At 70.2% G+C, this 3299-nt stretch carries 2 protein-coding genes; both read left to right on the top strand.

The window, feature by feature from the left end; all coding sequences use genetic code 11:
- The coding region (locus ACFWGJ_RS42890) for a condensation domain-containing protein (protein WP_387334390.1) at positions 1-1704 on the top strand (1704 nt) is incomplete at its 5' end.
- Positions 1704-3299 (top strand): condensation domain-containing protein (locus ACFWGJ_RS42885; RefSeq protein WP_387334389.1); only part of this gene is annotated, 1596 nt, incomplete at its 3' end. The genes ACFWGJ_RS42890 and ACFWGJ_RS42885, both read left to right, overlap by 1 nt.

The following is a 3299-nucleotide window of genomic DNA, read 5'->3' as shown; positions in this document are numbered from 1 at the left end:
GCGAATGCGACCGAGGAACTCCTGGCGGGGGTGTGGGCACAGGTCCTGGGTGTCGACCGGGTCGGGGCCCACGACAACTTCTTCGAACTCGGCGGCGACTCCGTCATCAGCATCCAGGCTGTGGCCAGGGCGCGGGAGCACGGCATCCATGTCACCGTCGCGCAGCTCTTCGACCACCAGACGGTGGCCGGCCTCGCCTCGGTGGCCGAGACGCAGAGCACAGCTCAGGCCGAACAGGGCCTGGTGACCGGTGACTTCGAGCTGTCCCCGATCCAGCGGTGGTTCTTCGCGCAGGGTCTGGACCGGCCGGACCACTTCAACCAGTCGATGCTCCTCGACGTCACCCGACCGGTGGACCCCGACCTGATGCGCGCCGCCGTGGCGGCCGTGCTCGTCCAGCACGACGCACTGAGGTCCCGGTTCGTCCGCGAGATCGAAGAGGGCGGCGAGGATGGCGGCACCTGGGTCGGCCGGATGACGGCCGCCGACGGGGCCGACAGCGTCCAGGTCATCCGGAGCTCCGGCCTGGACGACGAGGAGGAGTGGACGTTCCTGAACGCCCGCGGCAACGAGGCGCAGGCCGGCCTTGACCTGGCGGACGGCCCACTCCTGCGCATCGTGGTGTTCGACCGCGGTGACCGCGGACAACTGCTGTTCCTGGTGGCCCACCACCTGGTCGTGGACGCGGTGTCCCTGGCCGTGATCCTCGACGACCTGGCCTCCGCCCACGACCAGGTCGAGCGCGGGCTCCCCGTGAAGCTGCCGGCGAAGACGACCTCGTACATGAGCTGGACCCAGCGCCTGACGGAGCTGGCGGCGTCCGACGAACTCGCAGCGGAAGCCCCGTACTGGCTGGCCGCGGAGGCGGAGGGCGGCACGATGCCGCGTGACCGCGACGGCGCGAACACCCTTGCGTCCGTCCAGGAGCTATCGGTCACGCTCGGCGCCGAGCAGACCGAGCGCCTGCTGCGCGAGGTGCCGAGCGCGTACGGGACGCAGATCAACGACGTCCTCCTGAGCGTGCTGGGTACCGTGCTCACGGAATGGTGCCAGGCGCCGTCGGTGGTCGTGGACCTGGAGGGTCACGGCCGCGAGGACGTCGGAAGCGACATCGACATCTCGCGGACCGTCGGCTGGTTCACCAGCGTGTACCCCGTGGTCCTCGGCGGCACTTCCGGTGGATCCCCCGGGGACGGACTCCGCCGCACCAAGGAGTACCTGCGGGAGATTCCGCGCAAGGGCCAGGGCTACGGCCTCCTGCGTCACATGACGGACTGCGCCCTGGGGGCGGACGCTGAGTTCGCCTTCAACTACCTCGGCCAGACGAGCCAGGCGGTGGGCCGGGCCGACGGCTCCGGCAGCCGGTTCGCACCGACCGGCCGGGCGCTGGGTGACTCGCAGCAGGCGCAGGGGCTCCGCACCCACCTCATCGAGATCAACAGCCAGATCGCGCTGGGCCGGCTCGAACTGGTCTGGATGTACAGCGACCAGGTGCACGACCGTGCGACGGTGCTCCGGCTCGCGCAGCGCTACCTCAAGGTCCTTGAGGACCTCATCGAATACTGCTGCCGCCCCGAGGCCGGCGGATACACACCGTCCGACTTCCCCCTGGCCGACGTCGACCAGGGCCTGCTCGACCTCATACGACAGCGCTTCGACTCACCCGACCACACCGGTGAGATCGCCGACTCCGGAGGTGCGTGATGACGGCATTCGACGCGGCTGCAGGCCGACGAGGTCGGGCGATCGAGAACATCTACCCACTGACCGCACTGCAGCAGGGCATGCTCTTCCACACCGAGCTGGCCGACGAGCCCGGCATGTACTGGGTGCAGGACGGCATGCTCCTGGAGGGCGAGCTCGACCAGGGCGCCCTGCGCCGGGCGTGGGAGCTCATGTTCGCCCGGCACGAGGTGCTCCGCACCACCGTCGTACGCGAGGGCGCGGCGACGCCGCTCGCGGTGGTGTCCCGGTCTGTCCCGCTGCCGCTCCAGTTCATCGACGTCTCCCGCCTGGACGCAGCCGCCCGGCAGGAGGCGGTCGACTCCTACCTCACCTCCGACTGGGAGAGCGGCGCCGACTTCGACGCCCCGACCCTGGTACGGATCGCCGTCATCGCCCTCGCCGCTGACCGCCACCAGATGGTGTGGAGCTACCACCACATGCTCCTCGACGGCTGGAGCGCCCCCATGGTGGTGGCCGAGCTGATGGACGTCTACCGGGCGTTCCGCTCGGGCGGCGAGCCCCGGCTCCCGGCGCGCAGACCCTTCCGGGACTTCGTGGGCTGGGTGACCCGCCAAGACCTCGACGCCGCCCGTGCGTACTGGCGTGAGCGCCTCGCCGGCATCACCGAGGCGACGTCGCTGGGCATCGAGCACGCCACCGGTGACCAAGGCCCCGGCGAGGCCCTCGTACCGCTGTCCGCCGAGGTGGCCGGGACCGGACTCACCGAGTTCGCGCGCCGCCACCGACTCACACCGAACACCGTCGTGCAGGCCGCCTGGGCCGTCGTCATGTCCCTGTACTCGGGCGGCGACGACGTGATGTTCGGCGTCACCACGTCGGGCCGCGACGGCCAGCTCGACGGCATGGAGTCCATGGTCGGCATGCTGCTCAACACCACACCCGTCCGGATCCGCGTCGACCGCGACGAGCTCCTCACGACCTGGCTGACCCGCCTGCAGGATGAGCAGGTGCGGGCCCGCCAGTACGAGCACACCCCGCTGGTGACGATCGCGTCCTGCAGCGAACTGCCCGCCGGCAAGCCCCTGTTCAACAGCCTCTTCGTCTTCGAGAACTTCCCGGTCCAGGACCTGGAGGAGGAAGAGCGGAACGAGGCGGCGAGCGGCCTGCGCGCCGGGATGAACTACGGACGCGAGCAGGCCAACTACCCGCTGAGCGTGACCGCGAGCTCCGGCCGCGAGCTGCGGATCAAGCTGTCCTACGACCGCTCCCAGGTCGACGCCGACGCGATCGACCGGATGGCCGGCCACATCGCGCGCGTCCTGGAGTCGATCGTCGCCGACGCGGGTGTGCGCGTGGGCGAGCTGTCAGTTCTGTCCGCGGCCGAGCGTGAGCTGGTGCTGGAGGGGTGGAACGCGTCGTCGGTCGAGTCGCCGGCGGTGGGTGGGGTGCATGAGCTGATTGCCCGGCATGCGGTTGCGACTCCGGATGCGGTGGCTGTGGTGGTGGGTGGGGAGTCGGTGACGTATGGCGGGTTGATGGTGCGGGCGAGTCGTCTGGCGCATCAGCTGCGGTCGGTGGGTGTGGGTGCTGAGTCGGTGGTGGGGCTGTGTGTG

Source organism: Streptomyces sp. NPDC060205 (assembly GCF_042728395.1).
In the GTDB taxonomy this organism is placed as follows: Bacteria; Actinomycetota; Actinomycetes; order Streptomycetales; family Streptomycetaceae; genus Streptomyces.
This window is presented reverse-complemented; position numbering and strand designations above follow the sequence as displayed.